The following is a 21,616-nucleotide window of genomic DNA, read 5'->3' as shown; positions in this document are numbered from 1 at the left end:
CTCAGCGTCGCTTTCGTTCGCTTCGCTTCAGGCACTTATTCAATATAGCGAACCCAATTCATTGTGTCAACTACTTTTTCCAAAATATTTTGGGATTGTTTCTTGGTCACTATCAAAGCCTTAGAGAGTAAGGGTTTTAGGCTATAGTATTGCTGGATGTCACTAAGGAAGCAATTAAAGTGGTGAGGAATTCTGGTATTTTGCCGCCCTGGTTAGTTTTAGATCCACTGTTGCATAGCTGGTTGATAGAGGATATTGGCAGAGGCGATCGCACTACAAATACGCTACTCATAGAAAATGTGACGCTAGGTTCTGCGAAATGGATCGCTAAGGCTTCTGGGGTTATTGCTGGCTTACCTGTTGCTGCTAGGGTGTTTCAGATTTTGAATGAAAAAGTCAGCTTTGTGACGGTTGCGGCTGAAGGTGCATGGTGTGAGCCGGGACAAGTGGTAGCTGAAATTCATGGTTCGCTGGATGCGCTGCTAATGGGGGAACGGGTGGCGCTCAATTTGGCTATGCGCTTGAGTGGGATTGCTACGCTGACTAATATATATATAGAGAAAATTGCCGATTTACCTGCTCAGTTGGTGGATACGCGTAAAACTACGCCAGGGCTGAGACTGTTGGAAAAGTACGCGACTGCTTTGGGTGGGGCGATTAATCACCGTATGGGTTTGGATGATGCGGTGATGATTAAGGATAATCACATTGCGGTGGCTGGGGGAATTGGAGAAGCTGTTACCCGCATTCGTTCTCAGATTCCTTATCCCTTGACAATTGAGGTAGAGACGGAAAGTTTAGAGCAGGTGAAAGAAGCTTTGCAGCACAAGGCTGACATTATTATGTTGGACAATATGCCTTTGGATATGATGCATCAGGCGGTGCAGTTGATTCGCCAGCAGGATAGTCGGGTGAAAATTGAAGCTTCGGGGAATGTGACTTTGGAAACGATTCGCGGCGTGGCGGAAACGGGTGTTGACTATATTTCTAGCAGTGCGCCGATTACTCAATCGAAGTGGTTGGATTTGAGTATGAGGATTGTACTTTAAATATCATGAGGTGAATCATCCTATTGCAAAGTCGGTGTAGTGTCGCATTTTTGGAGGATCAAAGCCTAAAACAATGTCTTCTTTGGGGACACCGAGTTCAACTAACTGGTTTGCAATCCCAACTTCGGTACCATCTTGTTGAATCCAAATTTTGCCATCAATGATGTCTAGGTGAAGGACAGTGCCATACAGTCGCTTTGAGCCGCGCCAACCAACGTAGACTAGTTGGTAGTGGTCGCGTTCGGTATCGAAAATAGTTTGGGCTTGGATGCGATCGTCCCACACAAGTTTAGCGCGTTCTGTTAGCAGATTTTGGATGTGTTGTCGGTATTCGTTGACGGTAGCCATTGTTGAATTACCTCCCCATCAATATTGTAAATCAACAGGAAAAGCTGGTTTTATCGAATCAATGTCCTAATTCTTAGTTTCCTTTTAAGGCTCTTTGGCGGTTACCTGGTAAAAATCCTAATACTTTTGATAGTATCGGTGGTAACAACGGTCTGATTAAGGTTGGTAAATTATTCATAATTACTTCTGTGAAGTTATTTAGAATATTCAAGGTTTCCTCAACCCAAGTGCGCTGCCTCTGAGTAATTTCCATATTTACCAAATGAAGCTTGTCTTCTAATTTTCCTCTTTCTTCATGATAGTAATTAAAATCATTTTTACTGAGTTTTCCTGCATTGTGCCAATTAGAAACATCATCTCCTAATTTCTCAGTCATAGAATAAATCTTAGCATGATGTTCTGAATTTTCTAAATCTTCAGTAGAGTATCTATGAATTTCTAAAATCCAGAATCCTTGCTTTTGGTGTATCTTCGCCTCAAGTAAATCGATTTAATTAAAAGCTCTTTTAAAAGCAACTTGAATTATTTTCGTAGTCATAAATAGCCAAGGTATGGAATAAATTATCTCAAGAGCGCACTAAAGGAAAGTGCAGACAAGTGTTATGTTTATTGTTTTGACACATATCCAATTATTTTCCCATAGAAATATTACTGAGTTAATGTATACACATCTACTAAATAGAAATACTTAATATATTGCACCAAGTTTGGTCAAGCTACGATGTGAAATAAGAAGATCGAGAAAAAAGCGATCGCTAACCCATCCTCTAAGAATTACCTGAGAATGATTGCAATGGTTACACAGCTACCATCTTCCACCCAAAAAGGCATTATTTACCCTGACAGCGATGGACAGCCAATGGCAGACAATACTAAGCAGTTTGAATTAATTGTCTGGATTAAAAATAATTTAGAACTGCTGTTTGGCAATGACCCAAATGTGTTTGTCGCTGGAGATTTGTTGTGGTATTCGGTGGAAGATGATAACAAGCTCCGTCAAGCTTCTGATGTGATGGTAGTATTTGGTAGACCAAAAGGATACCGAGGTTCTTATCAACAGTGGCTTGAAGACAACATTCCCCCGCAGGTGGTATTTGAGATTTGGTCGCCTGGAAACCGGATCTCTAAAATGGCGAAAAAATTAGAGTTTTATGAGCGCTACGGTGTGGAAGAATATTATCTGTATGAACCTGATGTGGTTGACTTGACAGGGTGGCAGCGACGGAACTCAAGATTAGAAGTGATTGACCAAATGGTTGGTTGGATTAGTCCTCGATTGGGGGTGCGTTTCGAGTTGACTGAGGAAGAACTGCAAATTTATCGTCCTGATGGCGATCGCTTTCTCACCTTTTTGGAACTAGATCAACAACGACAGCAAGAAAGACAACGAGCAGAACAAGCTGAAGCCCAGTTAGAAGCTCTCCGTGCTTTACTACAAGAACGGGGAATTAATTTAGACTAATTGTGAGCGAATTTAATTTACAAGTCTTAGAAAATAGCGATCGCTTTAAACAAAAGGTTTACTAATTCGTAGTCCCATGATCACTAAGTCCCGTTCAACACTATCAAGTTCGGCAATGTTAGGTAAATGTCCCCAGCGCTGAAAACCAAACGTTTCAAAGAGTTTTAAACTGGGCAGATTGTGGGCAAAGATGAAGCAAACTAGGCTCTTTATACCTAAACTAGGACTTTCGTTAATTGCTTGTGCTAAGAGTTGCCGTCCTAAGCCACACCGATGAAAGTTAGGGGCTATGTAAATACTAATTTCGGCAGTTTTACTATAGGCGGGTCGCCCATAAAAGGATTGGAAACTAAGCCATCCAGCGATTATTCCGTCTATTTCAATTACCCACAGTGGGCGTTGTGAAGGCGATCGCCCTTTAAACCAAGCAAGACGACTTTCCACTGATACTGGTTCTAAGTCAGCCGTTGCCATGCGGCTGGGAACTGCGGCATTGTAAATTGCCACAATTGCAGGTAAATCAGTTTCAGCCGCATGGCGAATAGTCATTGCTACCGTCTCGGAAAAAATTTTCAGAAAATATTCAAAAATAATACAGTGTTAACAGTAGCAATTCTACGGATTCTATCGTAATTGTCACAGATACTTTACCAGATAGGCGCTTCGTACCTTACATAAGATAATGGCTAACTCTACTAGCAAGTATGCGAGGGGCCACTACGAAAAACACCACCGTTGCCATAACAGAGGAAAATTCCAACGCACTACCTACTGTATTTTGTGTAGCAGAGAGACTTTATAACTCCTTACTTTTAAATTCTTAAGTTTTTATTCCTAACGCATTGTTCAGCATTCATCCTAGAGAAATAGATAATTTTTTATGATGTCAGCAAAAATGATCTATTTCTCTGAATATTTATATAGTATTTTTCTCATCTTGAGATAATTTATTTTTTTAATTCAGTAGATATAAATATTGTCGCAACGTTTTTATTACTATAAGTTTTTATCCACTGAAAACATCTAAACCCTTTATTAGCAAGATTTACAGATAATTTAATTATATTTTTATACATATCAAGCTTAGGTTCATATCTAAAACTAAATTGTATTTTGCAGTCATGTTTACAAAAAATGGTTTTAACTTCGTATTAATCAGTACAAATTTTATATATAGCTAAAGACAGAGGCTACTACCATATATAAGCCCTTAAAATTAATAAATATAATTCTAAGTATCAACTCAATAGATTAAAATTAAGTGAAATTATTATGTATATTAATTGCTTAAAAAATAATAAAAATTTTACTGAGCATCAAGATAGTAACATTCCAAATATTGTCGAAATAGCGCTTTTTATAGATCAAATAAAAATTACTATTTGGCTTTTTGGTATTCCATCTTGGCTTTTCGGAATAACCGATAGAAGCATAGCTGCATTTGCCAATGGTTATTTATCTCCTATAGAAATATTTCAGCTATTTACAGCCTCTTTCTTTTTCGTGAGTTGGCTATATCTCAAGCCGGAAGAAAGCTTTAATAGGAATGATTTAGACCCCAGCCAATATGAAGAATATCTTGCTCGCACTCAAGCTAACAAGCTTCAATTAAAAAAGCGACACATGATTAGCCAAGAGTATATCTTACCTTTCCCTTATATTTGCCAAATCTATCATCTATTGAACTTAAAACATTTGGAAACAGTTCATAGGTTTAGCCTAAATAATCTTAAAATTCTTAGTATTAGCGAGTTTCAAACTACAAGTGCTGGTGGTAAAATCACATTTCAAACTATATTAGATTCGCCAGCTAATCCTCTGAGAATTTGGCGACAACCAACTGTAGAGGTGGATTTAATATTACATACTCCCTACACTGTAGAACTGAGTATTCCAGTCTACAATAACAAAAGGATAATTGTTATATTTCATGCTTTCCCTTTAAATCACTCAGAACATCAGTTGTTTATAGATATTTATAGTGATCTAGGGTGGCCAAAGCCATTGTTACAAATAATATTGCATTTTGCTTCTTGTTTAACACTCTTTGAAGATTTGCCATATCTGAGAGCTTTAACCGAAAAAAACATAGAGCGCTTATTCAATTTAAGTAGGACTTCAAATCACGAAAGTGCGTTGCTGTTTAAAAGGTTCGTTGAGCTATATGGTTCAAGTGGAGAAGCAACTAAATTACTTGAAGGAAGAGAAAAGAGTTAGGAATTTTAAAGAAGCTAACTCTTGATTTGATTTAGGGACTACCAAGAAATAAATCATCCAAATAAACGTAGACGCAAAGCGGCTTGCCGCAGAGAACACAGAGAGAAGAGAAATAGAGAGGATTTTTGCGTCAGTTTTGGGATATTTTTTTATTTGGAAGTCCCTTAGTTAAGCACGTGCTAGTAAGGGAGCAGCAGCTAGTAAGGTTTTGGTATAAGTATGCTGAGGATTAGCGAAAATCTGTTTTGTCAGACCGAGTTCGACAATTTTACCGCCATTCATCACGGCAATGCGATCGCACAAAAATCGAGCTAACCAAAGGTCATGAGTAATGAATAGATAAGTTAACTCAAACTCTTCCTTTAATTGCAACATCAAATCCAGCACTTGCGACTGGACGCTAGCATCTAGCATACTCACTGGTTCGTCGCAGATTAAGAGTTTCGGGTGAGTAATCAAAGCACGAGCGATCGCAACTCGTTGCTGTTGTCCCCCAGACAAATCTGATGGATATCGCTCATAATACACTTCTGGCGGCGTTAACCCAACTTTATTTAGCATCCACAAAACCTGTTCTTTTGCCTTGGCAGGATTGGCAAGATTGTGGATAAATAAAGGATCGGCGATACTTTGTCCCACTGTCATCGCTGGATTGAGACAAGCATGAGGGTCTTGAAAAACCATTTGTATTTGTCGCCGTGAGGAACGAATTTCTTGACGAGATAGTTTAGTTAAATCCTGTCCTAAAAACTCAACTTTGCCACTAGTGGGGCGAATTAGTTGCAAAATTGTTCGTGATAGTGTACTTTTTCCACAACCTGATTCCCCGACTAAGCCGAGAATTTCTCCTGAATAAATATCTAGGTTGATCCCATCTACTGCTTTAATTGTCTGTGTTTGTGTATTAAACAGTCGTTCGATAAAGTTAGGTTCTATGGTGTAGTGTTGCTTGAGTTCTGTGACACTCAAAATTGGGGATTGCTGATTAATAATCGGTAATTGCTTTTCTGCATCATTGGCAATGATCAATTCTCCATCATCATTTACTGCTTGAATATGTAAAGCTGCTTTTAAGAGTGATCGCGTATATTCATGTTGAGGTTGCCTAAACACGGTTTCTGTAGCACCCATTTCAACCATCTTGCCGTTGTACATCACGCCAATGCGATCGCAATACTCAGCCACCATTGCTAAATCATGAGATATCAGCAACAATCCCATGTTTTCTTCACCGCACAGGCGAGTTAATTCTTGCAATATCTGCGCGGAGACGGTGACATCTAAACTGGTGGTGGGTTCATCGGCAACAATTAACTTGGGGTTGAGAAGTAAAGCTAAAGCGATCGCTACCCTTTGGCGCATCCCACCGCTAAACTCATGAGGAAACTGATTCCAGCGACTAGCAGGAATATTCACCTTTGCCAAGGTAGCAAGTGCTTTTTCTTTCGCTTCCCGCGTTGATAATTGTGGTGAGTGCGCCTGGAGAGTTTCGATACAATGTTTACCAATAGTCATCAACGGATCGAGGCGTGTCATGGGATCTTGAAAAACTAAGGCGATCGCTTCTCCCCGAAATTTCCGCAACTGGTTAGGTGTCAAGTCAAACACTGACTGTCCTTGAAATATCACCCGTCCCTGAACACGACTAGAGGGTGGTAGTAAACGCATTACTGCCCGTCCGATAGTTGACTTACCACAACCCGACTCCCCCACCAATCCCATTCTTTCACCTGGTTGCAAGGTGAAAGATACATCATCAACCGCCCAGCTTGCTTCTTCTCCACTCCGTTGAGGATAGGCAACTCGCAGATTTTCGATACAGAATAAGGCTTCACTCATAGTTTAGTTATCAGCCCTGAGCTACCAGTTTTTATAATTTCAAATTTAGGATAGTCTATCAAATTAAGTATTAGACCTGTTTTATAAAACTTACCTAAACGTAGCCAAACTTGATTTAGTGTACCCGTAGCGATCGCAATAAATTTCCAGTCTTAGCAATTAGAGACAGTTATCGATATTCTTGATAAGCACTGCTAAAGTTGATACAGCACACAACTATGATGTTATAAGTGCAAAATTTAAATCTGTAGGAACTAGAATCAAAATTAAGTCAGTAAATCAGGATTTTCAAGTTAATATTATGGAGCAAAATCAGCCAGAACAGCGCCGCGCTGCCGATCAAGTGTTTCAAGAATCCCTCGAACAGTTAGAGGATATCTTACAAGAAAATTCGACTGAGGAAGAGGAGATACCCCAACTGCATACTAGTAATTTCACTGAAGCTGAACTCGATCAAGACTTGATAGATATTGATTTAGCGGCTCTTGAAGACGCGGTTGCTGATATTGAAAAATATCTCGAAGAAATAACAAAAACCCAATTGGGGTAAAAAGTTAGTTAAAATTTATTACTGACAAATTAGTTGCCGTTGAGCTTCGTACAACATTAAAGCAGCTGCGATCGCTACATTCAAAGATTCCACTCCAGGACTCAAAGGAATTCTGACTTGCTGATCTGCGATCGCTGCTAAATCTGCTGACAATCCAGCACCTTCATTTCCCAGTAAAATCAGACTGGGTTTTCGCCAGTCTACTTCCCAATAAGTTAAAGTCGCGCTAGGTAAGGTTGCTACTACCTGCATTCCTGCTTGCTGACTTTGTTGGACTGTCGTTTTCAAATCTTCGGTTACGGCTATTGCTAGGCGGAACCATTGCCCTGCGGAAGCACGCAGAACTTTAGGACTATCTAAATCTACGCTATCTCCACTGACCCACAACCCCGATGCTCCAGCTGCGGCAGCAGTGCGAATCATTGTACCCAGGTTGCCGGGATCTTGTATTGTTTCTAAAGCTAGCACTAAACCAGTCAATGGTACTTGAGTTTGGCGTTCCCTGCGTTTTGCCGTTGCCACCACCCCATCTGGTTGAACTGTAGTAGCGATCGCATCCAAGACTTCTCTACTGACAATTTCGGCGCGATCGCATCGGCTACAAGCTTCATCCCACAGCAAAGGATGGGCTGCTTGCCAATCTGGGGTACAACACACGGTTTCTAGTGGGTAATTCACCGCACAAGCCTCTTCTAACAGGTGTGTCCCTTCTAGTAAAAATAACTGCTGTTTGTGCCGCTCCTTGGTGGAGTGCAGTTTGCGAATTTGCTTAACTAGAGAATTTTGTAAACTGGTCAACACAATTTTGGATTTTGGATTTTGGATTTTGGATTTTGGATTAATCTAAAATCGGCAATCTAAAATCCAAAATTAATATGCGGAACCCGGGACTTGAACCCGGAAGCCTTGCGGCACTAGAACCTGAATCTAGCGCGTCTGCCAATTCCGCCAGTTCCGCTGGCACTTTTAACTTATCGACAATTTCCTATTATTGCGTAATTTTCTACCTTTGTCAAGTAAAAATCTAACGCCTAGTTAATAATCTCAGACTGGAAACGAGTCTGATGATTCAAGCGATCGGTCAAATCAAAATATTAACTGAAACAATACAGCATTGATTTTTAGAGAATACTTAAGTTATTTTACTGAGTATTTAATTTTGCTTAAAACTACTAATTCTTCGTTATTTTTTATTAAATTTTTCAAAAGCTCAAAAGCCTTGCTATGAATTGTTTTCAGCCTCTAATTTTCATCCAAAAAGCCATTTTTTTATGCAAGATGCTGCTTTAAAACGTGGACATTTTGAATCTTTACTGTAGAATCAAAACCAACTTCAAACATATAAAATACGTATTACTTTTGGAGGTAGGCTTATTAATCCTTCTACCAGCTTACCAGATGCCAAAATTGCTCCAGAAGCAGACTCCTCAGTCTTGCAAATTTGGGGTGGGCATCCTTTGCGAGGTCATGTGAAAATTAGCGGGGCAAAAAATGCAGCACTGGTAATCATGGCTGGAGCCTTGCTGTGTCCGGGCGATTGTCGTATCCGCAATGTCCCCTTGTTAGCGGACGTAGAGCGTATGGGTCAGGTGTTATTGGCTTTGGGTGTGCAATTAACACGACAAGGCGACATTTTAGACATCAACGCCAGCGAGATTAAAACATCAAAAGCTCCCTACGAACTAGTTACCCAGCTGAGGGCGAGTTTTTTCGCCATTGGAGCCATTCTGGCAAGACTAGGAGTAGCACAGATGCCATTACCAGGCGGTTGTGCTATTGGGGCAAGACCTGTTGACCTGCATGTTCGAGGACTGCAAGCAATGGGAGCGGAAGTACAAATTGAGCATGGCATTTGTAATGCCTACGTCCCTGGCAGTAGCCGGAGATTAAAAGGTGCGAAGATTTACTTAGACATCGCTAGTGTTGGAGCGACGGAAAATTTGATGATGGCGGCTACCCTGGCAGAGGGTGAAACGATCATCGAAAATGCTGCCAGAGAACCGGAAGTAGTCGATTTGGCTAACTTCTGTAATGCGATGGGAGCGAAGATTAAAGGGGCGGGGACTAGCAGAATTATTGTCGAAGGAGTCCCCAAATTGCATTCTGTTGACTACAGTATTATTCCCGATCGCATTGAGGCTGGAACATTTTTGTTGGCAGCAGCAATTACCCGCTCAGAACTTATCCTCTCACCAGTGGCTCCAGAACACCTTATACCAGTCATTGCCAAGCTGCGGGATATTGGAGTGACAATAATTGAGGACAAGCCTGAACACTTACGCATTCTGCCTGCGGAAACCCTCAAGGCAACGGATATTGAAACTCAATACCATCCAGGTTTTCCCACAGATATGCAAGCGCCATTCATGGCTTTGCTGACATTGGCAGAAGGCGACAGCGTGATTAACGAATCTGTCTTTGAAAATCGCTTGCGTCATGCCTCAGAGTTAAATCGCTTGGGGGCCGATATTCGTGTCAAAGGCAATGCTGCTTTCGTTCGGGGAGTACCAAAATTATCTGGCGCACCAGTATTAGGTACAGATTTACGAGCATCGGCAGCGCTAGTCATCGCCGGACTAGCAGCAGAAGGACAAACCACAATTCAAGGATTACAGCACCTCGATCGCGGCTACGATCGACTTGATGTGAAGTTGCAGCAATTGGGGGCTAAAATCCTCCGAGTGGGCGAAACATCAGCAGATGCAGAAGTTGCTCCCACCATCAGCAGCTTGTCAAGTTGAAATTGATTTGGTTAAAACTGACGCTGGGATGAGGGAGATAAGTTCACTAGGGGTGTAGGGGTATAAGGGTGTATTGGCTCTGGTGCGTTGGACGAGGATTGAAACCTCGTCCAGCGCGGTCGTCCCAAGGAACGGGGCTTTTAAAGAGAGGGGTTGTAGGTGTTGCCTCTTTTTTCCCTACACCTCGACACCCGCCCCAACGGGGCTTGGTAAAACTTTCCCTCCCTGCTTCCCTTCATTTCCCCATCTATACCTTGCGATCTGCTAAATTCTCCTGATAGATAGAGGCTTTTAAGCTTTGTTAATATCTTTTTTTGATGAATATTCAGGAAAAATCTGTGTTGGCTGTTACAATATTGTTAAGAAAAGTTGCCCGTTGCATTTTGGGAACGCGCAATTGGGTTTTAACTCTCTTGAGAAGACAACGCAAAAAAACATTTTCTAGACCAGCTGTGGGAGGCTGGTCTTTTTGTATTAAAGGTAGTTTAGGATTCGTATTTGATTTTTGAAAAAACTCAGTACACGTCTATTCCCTGTTCCCTCTCTATAGAAGCTACGGTGTACACACAAGTCCTAAAAACCTTGTTTGATAAGACTTTCCTCGTTCCCAGTCTCCGACTGGGAATGCATTCATTGAGTCTCTGACTCAATATCTGACTTGAGGCAGAGCCTCTAAATCAGGCATTCCCATGCAGAGCTTGTGTTCGAGAGCAACGAGAAAACAATGAAAAATCAAGCTTTTTTCGACTTATGTATACACGGTAGCCCTATACAAGTAAGTTCAGTAATCAAATCGGATTCCTATATTGTTCTGAGATATTAAGACCAGCAAAAATACTGACCTTTATTTTTGATATCACACACAAAATAAAAGACGCAAATTTATACTTTGCGTCTTCTTTTAAGATTTTAAAAATTAGAAAGTGAATGTGGTTCTCACCGTACCAATCACGATATCGTCGTTTTGATTGTTATGATCTGGTGCTGTCAGCCAGATAACTCCTGGGGTGATGCTGATATTGTCACTCAGCTTATATTGATAGAAACCTTCAATGTGATATGAAGTGTCTGGATCTTTGTTGATGCCTGCATTGCTGAGAGAACTGCTTACACTGGTAACTTTAGGTTCCATACCCACAATAATGCCTGCAATGTTACCTGTTTTACCAAGATCAGGGAAAGCTAGGGTAACGGCATAGTTCCAGATGTCAGCATCGCCAGGAGTAACCGAAAGAATGCGAGCTTTAGTAAAGCCAGCCCAACCGCCAATCACAAATTTTGAGCTAGGTTGAAAGGATGCTTCTATACCGTAGGAGTTACTAGAAGCATTCTGCAATATGTTATTGGCATTATTACTACCACCACTACCATTGGCAAAAAAAGTATTGTTGTAGGCGTTAAGGTAGGTTAAACCAAGGGTAATTTGGTTGGTAGGCTTAACAGTTAACTGCGCCATAGCACCATAAGCACCATTGAACAGTCCAGAGCCTAGCTGAGGGTTAGCAGCATCATTTGCTAAATACCCCAAGCTTAGTTCCAGCTTATCGCTGAACTCGTGTTTGATTCCGATACCAGTACCATTGGCTAGATAATAAATTGGGTTGCGAGTCCCAAAATGGGAAAGGGCACCAGTACCACCATCCCCATCTAGGTATGGGTTGACTGTGTTAGTGAAATCATCAATTGCACCTGCATTTGCTTCCAAGGTGACGTTTGTTTTCTTACCAAGAGGGAACTGATACAACAACGCATCTATCACAACTCCATTACTGTTGTTACCACCAGCAAATCGGAAGTCACCTTCTGGTGTAAAGGTAGCAGTCTGAGAGAAGGCGTCTAAGTTTGTTGCCTGAAGTCTTGTTCTGAGTAAATCTTTACCTGTGAAACTGGTGTCGAGGTTCAGACGCACCCGATCTGCAAGGACAGCATTTTGGTTGACTTCTTGACCATTAACTGTGTTTCCACTTACGACACTGGCGATCGCAATTACCACTTCTCCATTCAGTTTGGTTGTGGTTGAAAACTGATGTGCCTCCAATTCCGCAGTACGTGTTTCTACTGCATCCACCCGACCTCGGAGTGTCGCTAGTTCTGCTGAAAAGTTTTCTTGCAGCTTTTGTAATTTGGCTAAATCTTCTTTTGTCACCAAATCAGCTGTGCCAGTGGCTATTAGTTCGTTAACCCGATCCAGACAAGCATTCAAACCAGCAGCAAACTCATATCGCGTTAATGCCCGATTACCACGATAGGTGCTATTTGGGTAGCCTGCAATACAACCATAGCGCTCTACCAACGATTGTAAGGCTTGGAATGCCCAGTCTATAGTTTGCACATCAGATAACTGAGACACTGAGTTGACTTGCGCCATTGTCTGATCTTTGGTGCTTGGACTAGCTGAAACTTGTGGTTGATTGATTTCAGAGGTGCTAGATGTTTCACCTGCAAATACAGCCGTATTTACAAATAGCATTACACCGCAGACTGCTGGACTAACTAGCAGATATTTACAGAATTTTTGCATTTTTCTCCTCACACTGATCTCCAACTCACACCCAAACCACGTTTTTTCAAACGTATATTTTATGAGAATATTTCTCAGTAATCTTATCAGAAGTTAGCAACCTTTTTGAGAAAGAAGTCAAGAAATCTTAATTACTCAGGGAAAACTAAATTACAAAGGACTGTAGCATCTGAAAAAGTTTGGTTGTTACTCATTACACAGGAAATCTAGAATGATATTATTTATTTTGAATGAGAATGAGAATTATTCTAGTATAGAATTTAAAATAGCTCTCATTGTCAATGGGAACTGTGACATAGGTAGAGCAAGCATCGGTTTTGAGGAGAAAACACCGTGATTGTAAATTGCAGAGGACTTAGAACTGGCAGGCAAAGAAGCGGCATCTTGCCCATCGTTGCTGTGCTAATGTTGTCGATGGCTACCGGCTGTAGCCAATCGAACCCGAATCAGGGAAAAACTTCCGAACAGTCGCCAAAAGTGCAAGAAGTTGCTTCTACCCCACCGATGCAGTCGGGAAAAACTAAAGTAGTGACGACATTTTTGCCGATATATTTGTTTACTAAGGCGGTAGCTGGAAATGTCGCAGATGTAGAAATTTTAGTGCCGCCGGGTACGGAGGTACATGAATATCAAGCGACACCAGAAAATGTTAAAGCGATCGCTACTGCCAATGTGTTAGTAAAAAACGGTTTAGGTTTGGAGGAATTTCTGGAAGGTACTGTCAAAAATGCTCAAAATCCCAAATTAACTGAAATTGATGCAAGCATTGGTATTAAACCCTTAAATGAAATTTCACCTGTTGTCAAAACAGCGCAAGATGAAAAAGACCACGACCACCTCCAAGGTAATCCTCACGTTTGGTTAGATCCTGTTTTGGCAAAACAGCAGGTAACAAATATTCGAGATGGATTAATTGCTGCCGACCCTGCAAACAAAGCTACTTACGAAGCAAATGCTACGGCTTATATTAAAGAATTAGAAAGTTTAAATAACGAATTTCAGCAGACTTTGCAAAAAAATCCCAGTTGCACCTTTATTACTTTTCATGATGCGTTTCCATATTTAGCTAAACGCTACAATCTCAAGCAAGTTGCAGTGGTACAAATTCCCGAAGATCAACTTTCACCAACAGATGTACAAAATGCAATCAATGCTGTTAAAAAATACAAAATTAAAGCTTTATTTAGCGAACCAGGAGTAGATAATAAACTGCTGGTCAGCCTATCCGAAGACTTGAAATTAACTTTGCATCCTCTGGATTCTCTAGAAACTGGCGAAACTGATCCGCAGCATTATTTTAAAGCGATGAAAGCTAATTTAAAAATCTTGGACACCTCCTGTAAATAAGTTGTAATTTATCCTTTACTAATAACTAATGACCAATAATATTTTAAAAGTAGAAGGTTTAACTGTTTACCAAGGCAGCCATCTAGCGGTTCGAGATGTTTCCTTTGAATTGTTGCCAGGAACAGATACAGCCATCGTTGGCCCCAATGGTGCTGGTAAAAGTACTTTGGTAAAAGCGGTTTTAGATTTGATACCTCGAAGTGCTGGGACGATTGAAATATTGGGTCGTCCAATTACCAGACTGGGGCATTTACGCCACACGTTGGGCTATATGCCACAAAACTTCATTTTTGACCGTAGCTTTCCCATTTCTGTTAGGGAATTAGTAGGGTTGGGATGGACTAAGGAAGGGAAAAAAAAGAATTCATTTTTCTCCAGCCTATGGAAACAAGACCGAGAAAAATCGGTAGCAGTAACAGAAGCTTTACGGCGGACTGATGCTTATCATTTACAGCATCAAGCTATTGGTACTCTTAGCGGCGGTCAACTCAAGCGGGTTTTATTGGCTTATTGTTTGGTAATGCCTCGGAAGCTGTTGGTACTAGATGAAGCCTTTGCTGGTGTTGATGTACAAGGTGCAGCAGATTTTTATGCTTTGCTAAATGAATTAAAACGGGAAGAAGGTTGGACAGTATTGCAAGTTTCTCACGATATTGATATGGTAAATCGCCATTGCGATCGCGTGCTTTGCCTTAACCAAAGCATTGTTTGTACTGGTAAGCCAGAAATTGCCCTTTCACCACAAAACCTGTTAGCAACCTACGGCCCAGGTTTCAGCCGCTACCAGCACCAACATTAATGCCCATAAGTATGAATTTCTTCAATGATTGTCAGATACCTTGGCTTGCGATCGCCAATAATATTAATGACTTGGTAAGCTTATTAACATTCCCCTATATGCAGCGTGCGATCGTCGGTGCTGCCTTGATGGGAATACTTGGCGGGATGTTGGGTAGTTTTGTCACCTTGCGCCAGTTATCATTTTTCAGCCATGCGGTTGGTCATGCAGCACTCGTAGGTGTGGCATTAGGCGTGCTGCTACAGATAAATCCTACTTGGATGCTGTTACCTTTTACCTTGTTTTTTGGTGTTATTGTTCTTTACTTTATTGACAAAACCGATTTAGCTAGCGATAGCGTACTTAGCATAGTGCTATCTGGGGCATTAGCGATCGGTTTAATTCTCACGAGCCAAATTAAAGGCTATCGTGGCAACTTGATGGCTGTGCTGTTTGGGGATATTCTAGCGATCGACACCACAGATTTGGTTTTGACGTTGGTAGTACTTGTGGGAGGTAGCATATTTTTACTATCAACCATGCGGCAGCAAATTTTATTGACCCTTAATCCAGATGTAGCACAAGTTCAAGGTGTTCCCGTCCAATTGTATCGTTACACTTTTGTGGTCTTGCTTTCACTCGCCGTTGCTGTCGCGATTAAAGCTGTTGGTGTTTTATTGGTGAACGCCTTTTTAGTTATTCCCGCCTCCACCGCTAAACTGATGAGTCACCACTTTAGCCACTTTCTAGCTATGTCGGTGATAGTTGGTTCCATTAGCAGTATTGCTGGAATTATGGTGTCCGGTCTTTTCAACCTGGCTTCTGGCCCAAGTATTGTTCTTGTCCAGTTTCTACTATTTGTAGCCGTTTTCATTTGGTTCAAGTTGAAATTGAAAACTGCATAAATCTTTTTTCTCCAAGGGCTTGCTATATTTTTAGATGTTTGCTACATTAAATAATCGTGGCTCACAAAAGCCCCAGCCGGGATAGCTCAGTTGGTAGAGCAGAGGACTGAAAATCCTCGTGTCACCGGTTCAAGTCCGGTTCCTGGCACTTTTAAGACCGAATATCAAGGGATTTTGACCAAAAGTCATAAATTTTGGTTAGGCAAGGTTTAGTCACAAGATTTTACCGCTTTTACTGCTTTTAATAAGCCAAAAGGTGAGGAAGCTGGGGGCGAACGTTATTATTCGCCATCATTTCAAAAGCTCTTAATCACATTCGTAAACTCGCGGAGTTTTTTCATATTTAGCCTGCTGCTTTTTTTGAATCATAACAGGGAAAACTTTACAGATCCTCATTGCGTATGTGTAGACTTGACAGAAAGCCAACTGATGTAGCAAGATTCATTTAAATCCCTTTCGTCCCACATCTCGCAGTGGGTAGGAGGCAATGCATGATTGGCAGTATTTCTTTAACCACGATCGCAGCAATTTAAATCAAGGCACTTACCGCATCTTTGAGCCGGAGTGGAAAGCAGAGATTCTCCACTGGTTCAGCCAAAAGGATGTAGATAAGCAGCAGAAAGAAGATTTTATCCAAGCTTTAATAGATTTTGATGACAGTTGCGGCGATTTTTATCGGTATCGCGCCTACTTTTTGGCGGCTGAGGCTTTATCCCAGTTCCCAGAATCTAGTTTGGGTGATGCAATTGTAGAACAGCTACTCAAATGGAGTTATGCTTATTTTCGGCAAGATAAACGAGATTGGCAGATATTACCAAAACCATTGGTGAATACAGCTAGAAAAACGCTGGAATTAACCGACAGAAAACGGGTAATTGCTGCTTTTGTGCATTTGGTTCATACTACAGAAAGTCGTTCAATTCTCCGAGTTGCAGCCGAGAAATTAGGAACACTCGATCCGGGTAATAAAAGTGCGATCGCAGCCTTGGCTTTGATGCCGATTACTGAGGAGAGATACGGATACCAGAGAAGTTCTAGTCTAAGCAAAATCGCCGTTGGTAATGAAACTGCGATCGCTGTTCTAGTTAATGACATTAAAAATATACCAGATCGGAAAATTTGCACGCATGGAATTACAGCTTTGGGAGATATCGCTGACGGCAATCACGCTGCGATCGCTGCATTAGTTCACCTTGTAGAGACTACCCTGAATAAGGACAATTGTTCCAATGCGATCGCAGCTTTGAGAAAAATTGCAGTGGGTAATCAAACTGCGATCGCAGCCCTTGTCAAATTCTTACAGATAAACCAGGGTGATAGAATCTGTTTTGATGCAGTTCAAGCTTTGTGGCAAATTGATCCTGGTAATGCAGCTGTACTCAAGAGTTTAGTCCACATTCTCGAAACTTCTGCGAATACATCTCTTATAAATCGCGCGGCGACATATCTACTGGAAATTGAGCCAGAGAATAAAACTGCGATCGCGACTTTATGCCAAATAATGGAAATAAATCCTTATCAAGATGAATCAATCTTGACGGATGCAGTTCAAAATTTAGAACAACTCAATCTAGAAAACAAATTGATTAAAGAGAAGCTCAACGAAGTTATCTCTACTCTGATCCAATTTATTCAAATCTATCAACAAGATGATGACAATAAAGACTGCTTCAGCAACAAAGCCACTATTCGGCTACCCTATGAATCCTGTCTTTTGGATATAGCTGATAGTTTGACAAAAATCCTCCAAAAAGAACATTTACCACAAGTAGTCATAACCCTAAAAGACTATCTAAGTAAACAGTTCTACAAAAACAGTTCATATCGCTACGAAGCCGTATTTAAAATCATCTGGCATTGTGCTGAAAATCTAACTTACCCAGATTTCCATAAAGCAATCAACTAAACAACAAGCGCAGAATTCTTATCTTCCTCCGCGTACCTCTGCGCTTCCCTCCGCGTCCCTTTGCGTTAAAAAACAATCTCCTCCCTCATCCTCTCCTCCAACACATCCAACAACCCATCCACATCCTTCCCAACTTCCTCAAAACAAATCGGTGGTGCAGGTTCCGGTGCAAACTGAATTAACTTAATTTCCCCCTTCCCAATCCCAATCATCACAACTTCCACATCCGGCTTGTGATTCTCCACAATCCCCAAAATTTCCTGAAGCCGATTCTCAACCCTAATATTTAAATTCTCTATCTGTTCTTTCGGACAATAAACAAAATGCGGCGTTGGTTGCAAATCAATACCAACAGTACCCTGACTGTCACCATTTGCTAACCACAATCCCCAAAACAGCGCCGCCAATTCCTGCTGATTTGCTTTGACAAACTTATCCAACTGGCGACGCCACTTAGTATCACCTGATTCTGGTTGACTATTACCAAAAAACATAAATAATTCGTAATGAAGACACAGACAATAGGCGAAACTTATCTCAAACCTGACTGTACACGCCAGAGGCCGGAATAAATACCGTCTTTCTCCAGCAATTGCTCATGGGTTCCCGACTCTACTAATTTCCCATGTTCCATGACATAAATGCAATCGGCATTGCGGATGGTGGAAAGACGATGAGCGATCGCAATTGTAGTTCTATCTACTGTAATCCGTTCTAGTGATCGCTGGATTGCCGCTTCTGTTTCATTATCCACCGCCGAGGTAGCTTCGTCTAAAATCAGAATGGGGGGATTTTTCAAGACTGCGCGTGCGATCGCAATCCGTTGTCTTTGTCCACCAGATAACTTTTGTCCTCTTTCCCCCACAATTGTCTCATAACCTTCGGGCAATTCAATAATAAATTCGTGCGCCTCGGCTATCTTCGCTGCCGTGATGATTTCTTGCTCTGTAGTTTCAAAGCTACCATAGGCAATATTCTCCGCTACAGTGCCATGAAATAGAAACACATCTTGACTCACCAAACCGATGCAGCGCCGTAAATCTTGCAAATTCAAACTTTGCAAATCAATACCATCCAGAGTAATGCTTCCCGCTTGCACTTCGTATAACCGCAGCAAAAGTTTGACTAAAGTGCTTTTACCAGAACCAGTTGAACCGACAATTGCAATGGTTTTTCCCGCCGGAATATCCAAAGACAGATTTTTAATCACTGGAAATCTATCTTTATAGGCAAAATAAACATTGTTAAATTGCACTTCACCGCGCACTTCATCTATAGGTAACGCCACATCACCTGTATGAATAGCGATAGGAGTATCTAATAGATTCATGACTCGATTAGTAGAAGCCATTGCCCTTTGATATTGGTCAAAAGTTTCGCCTAATCTAGTTAAAGGCCACAGCAATCGCTGGATTAAAAACACTAATACGCTGTAAGTACCTACAGACATTGTTCCCGAAACCGCTGCCATCCCGCCATACAAAAGTAATGCCGTGAACCCCACCAAAATCAGCATCCGAATTAGCGGGACAAAAGCAGCAGAAAGAGTAATTGCCTTAGAATTACTGTGGCGATAAGCATCACTATCTAATTCCAAACGAGAGGCTTCATAAGCTTCAGATGTGAAGCTTTTAATAGTAGTAATTCCGCTGATATTATTTGACAACCGCGAATTGAGAAAACCTACCTTTTCGCGGACATCAGCGTAGCGAGGTGCAAGTAATCGTTGGTAGGCAAAAGAACCCCAGAGGATAAATGGCATCGGGGACAAAGCCATCCAAGCTACACTAGGAGCCAAAATAAAGAAAGCAGCGCCAATAATTAGAACAGTTGCGGAAACTTGGATAATATCATTCGCTCCCCCATCCAAAAACCGCTCTAATTGGTTAATATCATCACTGAGGATAGACATTAAACCGCCAGTGCTGCGTTCTTCAAAATAAGCCAATTCCAACTCTTGCAAATGTTTGTATGCATCCAAACGTAAGTCATGTTGAATATTCTGAGCCAAATTCCGCCAAAGTCGAGCGTAGGCGTACTCAAAAACAGATTCGAGTATCCAAATGATCACAGTCAGGAAGGAAATAATCAAAAATTGTTGAAAGACATCCCGTACCCCTAACTGTGCAATTATGGAATCCTGTTGCTTAACTACCACATCCACTGCCACGCCAATTAAGCCGGGTGGTGCTAAATCGAAAAATTTATTGAGGGTAGAATAAGTAGTCGCCAGCCAAATTTGTTTACGATACTGGTGTCCATAGTCCAGCAAACGCTGGAGAGGATGCGCTGAATGTTTACGCCTTCTTGATGCCCGATGAGATTTTAATACAGTAGCCACAGCTTTTTGCGATTTTGTGTCACTGATATTACCACGGAACAAAGTCTTGAGTCCTAAGTCCTGAGTCTGAAGATTGATTCAGACAGACTAGTGAGAAACTTAAATTGGTGACTGGGGACTGGGGACTGGGGATTGGGGACTGGGAAAAGGAGACAATAAGTAGAATAATCACTCTTAACTCCTAACTTCTAACTCTTAACTACTAACTCTTAACTCAGCACTCAGCACTCATATTGGAGAAAGGAATTTGAAAAATCAGCAATTGGGTAATTGGCAGACCACAGTTTTCGGAATTGTGTTAGCAATACTAGTGATTATCGGGCTAAATTCCTTTATCATTATTAACCCAGGACAAGCAGGAGTAATTAGCATCTTGGGTAAAGCGAGAGATGGCGCTTTATTAGAAGGGATTCACGTGAAACCGCCTTTTATCACTGTGATCGATGTGTATGATTTAACAGTGCAAAAATTTGAAGTACCAGCAGAGAGTTCTACTAAAGATTTGCAAAATTTATCTGCGAGATTTGCAATTAACTTTCGCCTCGATCCGATAAAGGTAGTTGAAGTTAGAAGAAAACAAGGAACCTTAGAGAATATTGTCTCAAAAATCATTGCCCCTCAGACACAAGAAGCATTTAAAATTGCCGCAGCTAGAAGAACAGTAGAAGAAGCAATTACCAAAAGAAGTGAATTGAAAGAAGACTTCGATCAAGCCTTAGGCGATCGCTTAGACAAATATGGGATAATTGTGTTAGATACTAGCGTAGTTGATTTAGCATTCTCGCCAGAATTTGCCAAAGCAGTTGAAGAAAAACAAATTGCTGAACAGCGAGCGCAAAGAGCGGTTTATGTAGCACGTGAAGCCGAACAAGAAGCACAAGCAGACGTGAATCGCGCTAAAGGTAGAGCAGAAGCTCAAAGACTCTTAGCAGAGACACTCAAAGCCCAAGGAGGACAGTTAGTTCTACAAAAAGAAGCAATTGAAGCTTGGAGAAGTGGCGGCGCTCAGATGCCGAAAGTCCTCGTTATGGGTGGTGACTCAAAAAGCGGCGTTCCCTTCATATTCAATCTTGGGAATGTTCAAAATCAACCTTAATTAGAGTCAATAATACTTAGTCAGTTGGGCTAGTCCCAACTCAAACACAACAGAAAAACCAACAAGATAAAAATCGAAGTTTATGTCAACCTCCAATCCTCAAAATCTCACCGCCGAAGAAGCGAAAAAATTACTGAACAAATTCAACTGTTTAGACATTGCTCCTATCCTCGACTCATCAGAAAAAGTAGTAATTCGTAATGCCTTAATTTTGCTCACCAAGCTTGCTGATTACCAAATTTTAGGAATTTGCGCTGATACAGCAGAAGAAGGAATATTGGCAATGAAAACCTATTCTCTGGCTTTAGGTTATGAACCACCAGATAATTTACTTACACCAGAAGGTCCAGTTTATATCAAATTAAATGGTAAAAATGGTCTGTGTTATCTTGATTCATACTCTGGACATCATCGTGGTGTATTAGTATCTTGCCAGTCTTACCACGAAGATGGAATCAACGAAATGTATGGACATCTACCCTTGGATTTATTTGTATAGAATTCGGCAATGCATAA

General features: G+C 41.2%; 19 protein-coding genes and 2 tRNA genes. 12 read left to right on the top strand and 9 right to left on the bottom strand.

Features of this window, described 5'->3' with window-relative positions; all coding sequences use genetic code 11:
- The first annotated feature begins 182 nt into the window (after positions 1–182).
- Entirely contained in the window at positions 183–1,049 is an 867-nt protein-coding gene (gene nadC, locus V7L07_RS12030; RefSeq protein WP_335058031.1) for a carboxylating nicotinate-nucleotide diphosphorylase, read from the top strand.
- Between the two features lie 15 nt (positions 1,050–1,064).
- Here the strand turns inward: nadC and V7L07_RS12025 are convergent, their stop codons facing one another.
- Together V7L07_RS12025 and V7L07_RS12020 are read right to left on the bottom strand one after the other, a co-directional pair.
- Positions 1,065–1,397, bottom strand: a complete 333-nt coding sequence (locus tag V7L07_RS12025; RefSeq protein ID WP_335058025.1) for a XisI protein — start codon at positions 1,395–1,397, stop codon at positions 1,065–1,067.
- Positions 1,398–1,470: 73 nt separating this feature from the next.
- The gene (locus V7L07_RS12020; RefSeq protein ID WP_335058023.1) at positions 1,471–1,773 is read right to left on the bottom strand and encodes a hypothetical protein; all 303 of its coding nucleotides are present in this window, start codon (positions 1,771–1,773) and stop codon (positions 1,471–1,473) included.
- Between the two features lie 417 nt (positions 1,774–2,190).
- Between V7L07_RS12020 and V7L07_RS12015 the strand changes: the two genes are divergently transcribed.
- Positions 2,191–2,859: a Uma2 family endonuclease gene (locus V7L07_RS12015; RefSeq protein ID WP_335058021.1), complete on the top strand. Its 669-nt coding sequence runs from the start codon at positions 2,191–2,193 to the stop codon at positions 2,857–2,859.
- 45 nt (positions 2,860–2,904) lie between these two features.
- Here V7L07_RS12015 and V7L07_RS12010 read toward each other — a convergent pair whose 3' ends face one another.
- Positions 2,905–3,408, bottom strand: coding sequence for a GNAT family N-acetyltransferase (locus V7L07_RS12010; RefSeq protein WP_335058019.1), 504 nt, complete (start codon positions 3,406–3,408; stop codon positions 2,905–2,907).
- Positions 3,409–4,131: 723 nt separating this feature from the next.
- Between V7L07_RS12010 and V7L07_RS12005 the strand changes: the two genes are divergently transcribed.
- On the top strand, positions 4,132–5,076 hold the full coding sequence (locus tag V7L07_RS12005) for a hypothetical protein (RefSeq protein WP_335058017.1): 945 nt from the start codon (positions 4,132–4,134) through the stop codon (positions 5,074–5,076).
- Between the two features lie 168 nt (positions 5,077–5,244).
- On the opposite strand, the gene V7L07_RS12000 is transcribed toward V7L07_RS12005, so the two are convergent.
- On the bottom strand, positions 5,245–6,915 hold the full coding sequence (locus tag V7L07_RS12000; RefSeq protein ID WP_335058015.1) for an ABC transporter ATP-binding protein: 1,671 nt from the start codon (positions 6,913–6,915) through the stop codon (positions 5,245–5,247).
- 301 nt (positions 6,916–7,216) lie between these two features.
- Here V7L07_RS12000 and V7L07_RS11995 point away from each other — a divergent pair, with 301 nt between their 5' ends.
- On the top strand, positions 7,217–7,465 hold the full coding sequence (locus tag V7L07_RS11995; RefSeq protein ID WP_335058013.1) for a hypothetical protein: 249 nt from the start codon (positions 7,217–7,219) through the stop codon (positions 7,463–7,465).
- Between the two features lie 18 nt (positions 7,466–7,483).
- Here the strand turns inward: V7L07_RS11995 and V7L07_RS11990 are convergent, their stop codons facing one another.
- Both V7L07_RS11990 and V7L07_RS11985 read right to left on the bottom strand, forming a co-directional pair.
- Positions 7,484–8,266, bottom strand: a complete 783-nt coding sequence (locus V7L07_RS11990) for a TrmH family RNA methyltransferase (protein ID WP_335058010.1) — start codon at positions 8,264–8,266, stop codon at positions 7,484–7,486.
- 75 nt (positions 8,267–8,341) lie between these two features.
- Positions 8,342–8,423 (bottom strand) — tRNA-Leu (locus V7L07_RS11985).
- A gap of 415 nt (positions 8,424–8,838) precedes the next feature.
- On the opposite strand from V7L07_RS11985, the gene murA reads away from it, so the two are divergent.
- The gene (gene murA / locus V7L07_RS11980) at positions 8,839–10,206 is read left to right on the top strand and encodes a UDP-N-acetylglucosamine 1-carboxyvinyltransferase (RefSeq protein WP_335058029.1); all 1,368 of its coding nucleotides are present in this window, start codon (positions 8,839–8,841) and stop codon (positions 10,204–10,206) included.
- 916 nt (positions 10,207–11,122) lie between these two features.
- On the opposite strand, the gene V7L07_RS11975 is transcribed toward murA, so the two are convergent.
- On the bottom strand, positions 11,123–12,727 hold the full coding sequence (locus tag V7L07_RS11975) for an iron uptake porin (RefSeq protein ID WP_335058008.1): 1,605 nt from the start codon (positions 12,725–12,727) through the stop codon (positions 11,123–11,125).
- Between the two features lie 405 nt (positions 12,728–13,132).
- On the opposite strand from V7L07_RS11975, the gene V7L07_RS11970 reads away from it, so the two are divergent.
- The 5 genes from V7L07_RS11970 to V7L07_RS11950 all read left to right on the top strand — a co-directional run bounded on the left by V7L07_RS11970 (position 13,133) and on the right by V7L07_RS11950 (position 17,663).
- Entirely contained in the window at positions 13,133–14,074 is a 942-nt protein-coding gene (locus V7L07_RS11970; protein WP_442936049.1) for a metal ABC transporter substrate-binding protein, read from the top strand.
- A 28-nt stretch (positions 14,075–14,102) separates the two neighbouring features.
- Positions 14,103–14,873: a metal ABC transporter ATP-binding protein gene (locus tag V7L07_RS11965; RefSeq protein ID WP_335058004.1), complete on the top strand. Its 771-nt coding sequence runs from the start codon at positions 14,103–14,105 to the stop codon at positions 14,871–14,873.
- Between the two features lie 11 nt (positions 14,874–14,884).
- Positions 14,885–15,757 (top strand): metal ABC transporter permease, encoded by an 873-nt coding sequence (locus V7L07_RS11960; RefSeq protein ID WP_335058001.1) that lies wholly within the window; start codon positions 14,885–14,887, stop codon positions 15,755–15,757.
- A gap of 75 nt (positions 15,758–15,832) precedes the next feature.
- Positions 15,833–15,905, top strand: a tRNA-Phe gene (locus tag V7L07_RS11955).
- Between the two features lie 339 nt (positions 15,906–16,244).
- Positions 16,245–17,663: a hypothetical protein gene (locus tag V7L07_RS11950; RefSeq protein WP_335057999.1), complete on the top strand. Its 1,419-nt coding sequence runs from the start codon at positions 16,245–16,247 to the stop codon at positions 17,661–17,663.
- A gap of 65 nt (positions 17,664–17,728) precedes the next feature.
- On the opposite strand, the gene ccmS is transcribed toward V7L07_RS11950, so the two are convergent.
- Positions 17,729–18,157, bottom strand: coding sequence for a beta-carboxysome assembly chaperone CcmS (gene ccmS, locus V7L07_RS11945; protein ID WP_292740741.1), 429 nt, complete (start codon positions 18,155–18,157; stop codon positions 17,729–17,731).
- 38 nt (positions 18,158–18,195) lie between these two features.
- Positions 18,196–20,004 (bottom strand): ABC transporter ATP-binding protein, encoded by a 1,809-nt coding sequence (locus V7L07_RS11940; protein ID WP_335057997.1) that lies wholly within the window; start codon positions 20,002–20,004, stop codon positions 18,196–18,198.
- A 247-nt stretch (positions 20,005–20,251) separates the two neighbouring features.
- Here V7L07_RS11940 and V7L07_RS11935 point away from each other — a divergent pair, with 247 nt between their 5' ends.
- Entirely contained in the window at positions 20,252–21,100 is an 849-nt protein-coding gene (locus V7L07_RS11935) for a prohibitin family protein (protein ID WP_335057995.1), read from the top strand.
- An 82-nt stretch (positions 21,101–21,182) separates the two neighbouring features.
- Positions 21,183–21,599, top strand: coding sequence for a DUF1824 family protein (locus tag V7L07_RS11930; protein ID WP_335057994.1), 417 nt, complete (start codon positions 21,183–21,185; stop codon positions 21,597–21,599).
- Positions 21,600–21,616: the final 17 nt, after the last annotated feature.

This window comes from Nostoc sp. (genome assembly GCF_036916985.1).
In the GTDB taxonomy this organism is placed as follows: Bacteria; Cyanobacteriota; Cyanobacteriia; order Cyanobacteriales; family Nostocaceae; genus Nostoc.
The sequence above is the reverse complement of the archived record's forward strand: the minus strand, read 5'-3'. Positions and strand labels throughout refer to the sequence as shown.

Bases quoted from the DNA above. Each gene is read 5' to 3' on its own strand.
- V7L07_RS12025 (WP_335058025.1), bottom strand. From the start codon at position 1,397: ATGGCTACCGTCAACGAATACCGACAACACATCCAAAATCTGCTAACA.
- V7L07_RS12020 (WP_335058023.1), bottom strand. From the start codon at position 1,773: ATGACTGAGAAATTAGGAGATGATGTTTCTAATTGGCACAATGCAGGA.
- V7L07_RS12015 (WP_335058021.1), top strand. From the start codon at position 2,191: ATGGTTACACAGCTACCATCTTCCACCCAAAAAGGCATTATTTACCCT.
- V7L07_RS12010 (WP_335058019.1), bottom strand. From the start codon at position 3,408: ATGACTATTCGCCATGCGGCTGAAACTGATTTACCTGCAATTGTGGCA.
- V7L07_RS12005 (WP_335058017.1), top strand. From the start codon at position 4,132: ATGTATATTAATTGCTTAAAAAATAATAAAAATTTTACTGAGCATCAA.
- V7L07_RS12000 (WP_335058015.1), bottom strand. From the start codon at position 6,915: ATGAGTGAAGCCTTATTCTGTATCGAAAATCTGCGAGTTGCCTATCCT.
- V7L07_RS11995 (WP_335058013.1), top strand. From the start codon at position 7,217: ATGGAGCAAAATCAGCCAGAACAGCGCCGCGCTGCCGATCAAGTGTTT.
- V7L07_RS11975 (WP_335058008.1), bottom strand. From the start codon at position 12,727: ATGCAAAAATTCTGTAAATATCTGCTAGTTAGTCCAGCAGTCTGCGGT.
- V7L07_RS11970 (WP_442936049.1), top strand. From the start codon at position 13,133: ATGTTGTCGATGGCTACCGGCTGTAGCCAATCGAACCCGAATCAGGGA.
- V7L07_RS11965 (WP_335058004.1), top strand. From the start codon at position 14,103: ATGACCAATAATATTTTAAAAGTAGAAGGTTTAACTGTTTACCAAGGC.
- V7L07_RS11960 (WP_335058001.1), top strand. From the start codon at position 14,885: ATGAATTTCTTCAATGATTGTCAGATACCTTGGCTTGCGATCGCCAAT.
- V7L07_RS11950 (WP_335057999.1), top strand. From the start codon at position 16,245: ATGCATGATTGGCAGTATTTCTTTAACCACGATCGCAGCAATTTAAAT.
- ccmS (WP_292740741.1), bottom strand. From the start codon at position 18,157: ATGTTTTTTGGTAATAGTCAACCAGAATCAGGTGATACTAAGTGGCGT.
- V7L07_RS11930 (WP_335057994.1), top strand. From the start codon at position 21,183: ATGTCAACCTCCAATCCTCAAAATCTCACCGCCGAAGAAGCGAAAAAA.